Origin of the sequence: Candidatus Hakubella thermalkaliphila (genome assembly GCF_013281975.1) — a bacterium.
GTDB classification, from domain to species: Bacteria; Actinomycetota; Humimicrobiia; order Hakubellales; family Hakubellaceae; genus Hakubella; species Hakubella thermalkaliphila.
On sequence record NZ_BLRZ01000010.1, the window covers coordinates 20782 to 27843 of the forward strand.

The 7062-nt window shown below is 48.7% G+C and carries 5 protein-coding genes; all 5 read left to right on the top strand.

Features of this window, described 5'->3' with window-relative positions; all coding sequences use genetic code 11:
* The first annotated feature begins 317 nt into the window (after positions 1-317).
* Complete coding sequence (locus tag HW443_RS01960) at positions 318-1472, top strand: PDDEXK nuclease domain-containing protein (RefSeq protein WP_176237855.1); 1155 nt, start codon at positions 318-320, stop codon at positions 1470-1472.
* Between the two features lie 149 nt (positions 1473-1621).
* Positions 1622-2173: a hypothetical protein gene (locus HW443_RS01965; RefSeq protein WP_176232983.1), complete on the top strand. Its 552-nt coding sequence runs from the start codon at positions 1622-1624 to the stop codon at positions 2171-2173.
* Between the two features lie 101 nt (positions 2174-2274).
* Positions 2275-3549, top strand: coding sequence for an FtsW/RodA/SpoVE family cell cycle protein (locus HW443_RS01970; protein ID WP_176235576.1), 1275 nt, complete (start codon positions 2275-2277; stop codon positions 3547-3549).
* Entirely contained in the window at positions 3536-4939 is a 1404-nt protein-coding gene (locus HW443_RS01975) for a peptidoglycan D,D-transpeptidase FtsI family protein (protein WP_176235577.1), read from the top strand. The genes HW443_RS01970 and HW443_RS01975 overlap by 14 nt, the downstream gene beginning before the upstream one ends.
* Before the next feature lie 526 nt (positions 4940-5465).
* On the top strand, positions 5466-7062 hold a 1597-nt coding region (locus tag HW443_RS01980), incomplete at its 3' end, for a protein kinase domain-containing protein (protein ID WP_176237857.1).

Sequence of the window (7062 nt, forward strand, 5' to 3'; positions counted from 1 at the left end):
ACGGTTCTTCCTTTTCAGTTTGTACCCTTCACAGGTCTCCACGCTAAATAGAAAAGGAATGAATCGGGTGTTTGGAAACAGCCATAATTACAATATCATGCGAAACGGGTTGTGAGTTTTAAAAGCAAAGGTTTGTCCTGACTTTGGCTCGAAAGATCTTAAAGGAAAGTTGATATCAAGCCTAAAAGGTTGGTAGGCAGAAGAAACAAGTTCACTAAGTCCCAATGAGCTGGTAAAGATAACAAAAGGTGAACCCGGGTTCACCAAAGTTCAAAAAAATCGGGCGCTTTTAATCTACCTTAAAGGCTCACAAGAACATGATTAATATCACCAAAACACAAAATTATTCGAGGCTCATCACTGATCTTGCATCCCTCATTGAGCAGGGACGTAAAGCAGCGGTGCGGCATGTGAATACTGCTCTCGTGGCTACTTACTGGCTTATCGGTAGAAGGATTATAGAGTATGAGCAAAAAGGGAAAGAACGGGCGGAATATGGAGAAGAATTACTCCAGAAGTTATCTCAAGACTTAAATAGGAGATTTGGGCGCGGTTTTTCCCCTGATAATCTCGAGGCAATGCGGCGCTTCTATTTGAGTTATCCAATTGAGATTTCCGAGACACCGTCTCGGAAATTGCTTTCTGAAAAATCCCAGATAGCGCCTGAGGAATTATCCTATCCTGAAATAGCCGATAACATTCAAAAAATTCAGACAGTGTCTGGAATTTCCGAGGCACTGGTGCGGAAATTTCCATTGTCATGGTCTCACTACCGCTTGCTCATACGCATTGACGAACCCTTCAAACGTGAATTTTATGAGGTGGAGTGTATTCGTGGCAACTGGTCAGTCAGGCAACTGGATAGGCAAATTCAATCCATGCTTTACGAACAAACGGCATTATCCAAACGTAAACTGGCAGTCATTGCCAAAGCCCACGAAAAACCTCTCGCTTTAAAGCCAGAAGATGAAATCAAAGACCCCTATATTCTGGAATTTCTTGGGTTAAAGGACGAGTATTCAGAATCACAATTGGAAGAGGCTTTAATCAAACACCTGGAACATTTTCTTCTCGAATTAGGAATTGGTTTTACCTTTGTTGCCCGCCAGAAGAGAATTACGCTTGAGGGGACTCATTATCGCCTTGATCTTCTCCTTTATCACCGAATTTTGAAATGCCTGGTAGCAATAGACTTGAAGATTGGCGAGTTCACCCATGCTGACGCCGGGCAGATGAACCTTTACCTGAATTATTTAAAAGACAAAGAAAAACTTCCTGAAGAAAATGACCCGGTAGGAATCATCCTCTGCTCAGACAGAAAGAAGACCATTGTTGAATACGCCCTAGGTGGAATGAGCAATAAGATATTTGCTTCAAAGTATAGGTTACAATTGCCTGACCCTGAAGTCTTGAAGAGCGAAATAGAACATGAAAGACAGAGACTTCTGGAAATGAAAATCATTGATTTATGATATATTAAAAGTAAAAAGACCATAACTCCTTACATAATTAAGAAGTTGTAGTGCCCACGATATGATAGAAAACCCCCTATATAGTTGCATTTCTTAAAATAAGTGCGGAAGTCGGGGGTTGTGCGTTTTAAAAGCAAAGGTTTGTCCTGATGGACAACGTCAAACTTTGTGTCCACTTCTTCCTTAGCCCAAAGAGAGAGGAAGCGTTGCCCAGGAAAGAAAAAGACATCCTTAGCAGTTTAAACGTCCCGTGGATCACAAAGGATGGGTATCTTGATCTTACTAAGCTCCCTATTGACTCTACGCTGAGGCAGTCGCTGAGTAACGAGGAAGGGGACTTTCGATCTGCTTGCAATATGCTCGCATCCATGTATTCTGCCGGAAGAACGGAAGCTGCTGTATTTCTTTATGGCTTGTACATCTTGCATCGAAACGACAGAACAAGAAAGGAACTGATTATTGAGGCTTTGGGGCACGTCAAGACCGCCGAGACGGCTGATCTTCTCTTCAGAGAATTGAACCAGACAGAGAGCTCAAATTCTACAAGGGCTTACATTGACACAATTCTCAAGAATCTGCGTTATTTTCCCCTGCATCTTGTTGAGGACGGCTTCGATGGTCTTCTAAATGACAGCAGATGGTCATACAGAATGAAACAGAAATTCAGAGAAATCCTAGATCGAATCAGATACAGATATTGAGGGTTAACAACTCATTCGAGCGAACTCCGTGCAACGGGGTTGATTTTTCCGGCCCTTTTTGCGGGAACGCCAGTATTGGACTATTTTCTGGGCAAAATTCCATGTTTGGGAACAAAAAACGCAACCTGGAGTTAGTGTATATTTTGACCTCCTGCCTCTTGACGTCTTTCGGCTTTCTGATCCTGCTGGGGAGCCAGGAGAAGCATCTGGATCTCTCCATTGTTGTAGCCATAGCCATTTTCTTTTTCGTCTTTGGGGGCCTCAGTTTTCTCCTGAGACGGTGTTCTCCTGAAGCTGACCCCTTTATCCTTCCCCTCATCTCCCTTCTTTGCGGACTGGGGCTGATCATGATCTACCGCCTGAACCCCTCCCAGGCCAGCTTTCAGTACCTGTGGGTGCTCTTGGGGGGAGGGGTCCTCGGTATCATTTTGATCTTTATGCGAGATCCCCGGATATTGGTCAACTACAAGTATGTCTTTGCTCTGCTAGCGGCCATTTTCATCTTTTCTACGGTCTTTTTGGGAACTGAGATACATGGAGCCAAATTGTGGTTGCGCTTTGGCCGCCTGAGCTTTCAGCCTGCTGAGCTGGGCAAGATCTTCCTGGTCATCTTCCTGGCCTCCTACCTGGCCGAGAAAGCCCCTCTTCTCGCCTCCCCAGGTCAGGGGGGCCTGGGCCTTAGGCTTCCATCTGCAAGGCACATGGGGCCCCTCCTGGTCATGTGGGGGCTTTCCATGGCGCTCTTAGTTTTCCAGAAGGATTTGGGATCCTCCCTTCTCTTTTTTGCCATCTTTCTGGTCATGTTGTATCTGGCAACCTCGCAGCTCTCCTTCGTATTGGCAGGACTGGCCTTGTTCTCTCTGGGATCATATATCTGCTACCTGATTTTTCCCCATGTCCGGGACCGGGTCATGATCTGGATAGACCCCTGGACAGTATCCGCCCATAAGGGCTATCAGATAGCTCAATCTCTCATTGCTATTGCCAGCGGAGGCGTTTCTGGCTCGGGACTGGGGCTGGGCCATTCCACCCTGATCCCGGTCAGCTACTCTGATTTCATTTTCTCCGCTTTTGCGGAAGAGTTGGGGCTTTTCGGAGCCCTGTCCCTGATTCTCATCTATCTGACTCTGCTCGCGGCCATGATCAGGGTATCTCTTTCCCTGGAGGACCATTTCAGCAAACTCATGGTCGCTGGCCTGGCCTCTATCATTGGACTCCAGAGCTTCGTTATCATGGCTGGAGTAAGCAAGTTAGTGCCTATGACCGGCGTAACCTTGCCTTTCGTTAGCTATGGAGGTAGTTCTCTTCTGGCTAACTTCATTCTGGTAGCTTTAGTTCTGGTAGCATCACAGGAGAAAGCTCGTGCAAATAGATAGGGCGCTAACAAGGATCTTTTTTCTCTTCCTTTTTCTCTTTCTTCTGGTAGCGGCCAATCTGACCTACCTTCAGGTCATTAAGGCCTCCCAGCTTACTCACAGACAGGAAAACCCGCGAGAATTGATGCAGGAACTCTCTTTCAAGAGAGGCTCCATCTACTCGGCTGATGGAAAGATCCTGGCTCAAAACATCGAAGAAGATGGTAAATTCAAGAGGGTCTACCCTTACCGAGAAATCATGGAACCCTTTCTGGGCTTCGCCAGTCCCATCTATTGGAAGTCGGGGGTGGAAAAATCCTTCGATCAATACCTGCTTCAAGGACTTAAGGATCCCTGGCCCCTCCAATTAATTAAAGATCTACAGGACACGCCTGATGAGGGAGATAGCCTCTATTTGACCATAGACTCCCGACTGCAGGAGATAGCCTTCGCCAGCCTGGATGGTCAAAAGGGCGCCATCCTGGCCCTGGATCCCCAGACTGGAGCCATCCTGGCCATGGCCAGCCGTCCCTCTTTTGATCCCAACGGGCTGGAGGAGAATTGGGAGCACTTAGTCAAGGATAAGGATAGCCCCCTGGTTAACAGACCTACTGACGGACTCTATGCTCCCGGATCGGTCTTCAAGATACTCACCTCCGCGGCAGCCCTGGATTCGGGAAGCGCCGGGCCCGGTACCATCTATGAGTGCAGGGAGAGCATAGTGGTCTACGGCAATATTATCAGAAACTACGGAGGGAAAGGATATGGAAATATTGATTTGACCCAGGCTTTTAAGATTTCCTGCAATACCTACTTTGCCCAATTAGCTCTAGAGCTGGGAAGGGAGCGCCTCAAGGAATATGTGAAGAGATTTGGCTTTGACCGCAAACCCTCCCTCCAGTTCGATGCTGCGGCCAGTTTTTTCCCCGACACCTCAGAGATGGACGATGTGGAGCTGGCCTGGAGCGGCATTGGGCAGGGTAAAATGCTGGTCACCCCCCTCCAAATAGCTATGGTGGGCCTGGCTATGGCTGATCAGGGCCGCATTATGGAGCCCTATCTGGTGCAAGAAATTCGGGACAGCCAGGACGGTTTGGTAAAGAGATTTGAGCCCAAAATATATGCCCAACCTATATCTGCCCAGACCGCTGAAACAGTGAAGGCCATGATGGTGAAGGTAGTAGCCGAAGGCACCGGAAGATCAGCTCAGATCCAGGGAGTATCTGTGGCTGGCAAGACCGGTACAGCCGAGCTGGGGAAGGGCAAAAAACCTCATTCCTGGTTTGTGGGATTTGCTCCCTCCGAAGATCCCCGCATACTCATCGCTGTAATTGTGGAGAGCGGAGGTACGGGAGCTGAGACAGCAGCGCCCATTTTTAAAAAAGTAGCCTCGGCGTATCTGGGACCATGATCTGGCATAGGAATTTGATACAGTAAACTACTGACAGCTAAAGCAGTCAGCTTTCAACTGCCCCAACAGGGCGTTGATTAAGGGGCCGTTTACAGGGCCCCATCGCTAAGCGTCCTAAAGACCTTAGCGATATGGTAGGCGGTTGCCTGCAAGAGGACGTTGAACATTTTACGCAACCAACGGTTTCTGATTGCAACTCCCTATGTTCAGTTCTCAAAGTACGTAGCAGTTTCTCCACAGCATGGAGTGCCTTTGTATAAATACATTATAGCATAGAAATACTAAATGAAAAAGGAGGAGCGGGCGGTTTCCCCTGTCACCTGAAGGAGACAGCCTCCACCGCCCAATTTTTGGGGATGTCGGTGTGGTATAGTAAAAAAGAAGTGTTTCACACAGGAAAATATAGGCTGATTTCCTTTTACCTTAACAAAACCACCTTTGGCTGTAGTTCAGAAATAAGCATGCCTGACAGGCAACCTTTAGCCTCGTAAAAAGGTATCCTGTTGCAATTCGGAGTCAGGTCTAAATGCTACAAAGGACTCTCAACAAGAGATATAAGCTGCTCCGCAAGATTGGTACCGGCGGTATGGCCGATGTCTATCTGGCTGAAGATCTTCTTCTGGATCGCCAGGTGGCTATCAAGATCATGCATCCTCAACTGGCAGCAGATCCTACTTTCGTGGAGAGATTCAAGAGAGAGGCCAGAGCTGTAGCCAATCTCCAGCACCAAAATATTGTAAATGTTTTCGATTGGGGTGCGGACGAGGAGATCTACTACCTGGTTATGGAGTACCTGAAGGGCCAGAACCTTAAGGACTTCCTGAATTCGCGGGCGCCTCTCACTCCGGATACAGTAGTGGATATAGCCTCCAAGATCTGTGACGCTCTGACGGAAGCCCATGATCATGAGATAGTCCACCGGGACATCAAACCCCAGAATATCATCCTCACCGAAAATGGCGAACTCAAAGTTACCGATTTCGGAATAGCCAGAGCTGTCAGTGCTACTATGACTCGGACCGGATCCATCTTGGGCACTGCTCACTATATCTCCCCGGAACAGGCTCTGGGGCGAAAGGTAGACGTTACCTCGGACATCTATTCCCTGGGCGTCCTGATGTATGAGATGTTGACCGGAGATCTTCCTTTTCGGGGAGATAACCCCATCAACATAGCCATGAAGCATATTAATGAGGACCCTCTGCCTCCATCTCGATTGAGGGATGACATCCCGCCCGGTCTGGAAAGAGTAATTATGAAGGCCCTTAACAAAGATCCCGCCTACCGCTATCCCTCTGCGGCAGAGATGAAAGAAGCTCTCCGCAGGTCCCTGACCATGGAGATACCACCAGGCACTGAAACCATGGTAATACCCACATACCGGCAGGACCAGGAGGAGACCGCGGCTATCCCCACATCGCTAAGACCCGCCACCATCCCTTCCTGGTTGGGTTGGTCCCTGCTCTTTGTAGCCCTGCTCGCCCTGGCAGGCCTGGGCATCTGGACAGCCCTGGCTCTGACCAGGGTGGAATACGTAGACGTTCCCACAGTCACTGGACTTAGCGTGCCAGAGGCACAACAGAAGCTGGAGGATGTGGGACTGGACCTAAAGATCGTTGATCAAAAACCTAACCACACTGTACCAGCAGGCCACATCATCGATCAGGATCCCCTTGCCGGAGCCAGAGCCAGAAAGGGAGATGCAGTGAACGTCACCATCAGCCTGGGGGTAGAAACCACAAAAATACCCACCTTGATCGGCCTCACTATTGATGAAGCCAAGGAGGAACTAAGAAAAGCGGAGCTGCAACTGGGCTCAGTGAGCCATGCTCCCAGCAGCAGCGTAGCTGCGGGTAAAATAATGCGCCAATCCGTTGATCCGGGTATCACTGTTTCTAAGAGATCTCCCATTGATGTAGTGGTAAGCCAGGGAGTACCCAAAGTCATCATGCCCGATGTGGTTGGACTGAGCTTCGAAGATGCAGCCGCCATCCTGGACCAGTATGGCCTGAAATACAGCAGAGAAGATAGAGTCGACGACGGCGCTCCGGCGGGGGAGATCATCAGCCAGAGCTCTGACCCCGGCACAGAAGTAGAAAAGGGCACCATTGTCACTCTGGTGG

Coding starts and splice junctions, on each gene's coding strand:
- HW443_RS01960 (WP_176237855.1), top strand. CDS start 318: ATGATTAATATCACCAAAACACAAAATTATTCGAGGCTCATCACTGAT.
- HW443_RS01965 (WP_176232983.1), top strand. CDS start 1,622: ATGGACAACGTCAAACTTTGTGTCCACTTCTTCCTTAGCCCAAAGAGA.
- HW443_RS01970 (WP_176235576.1), top strand. CDS start 2,275: ATGTTTGGGAACAAAAAACGCAACCTGGAGTTAGTGTATATTTTGACC.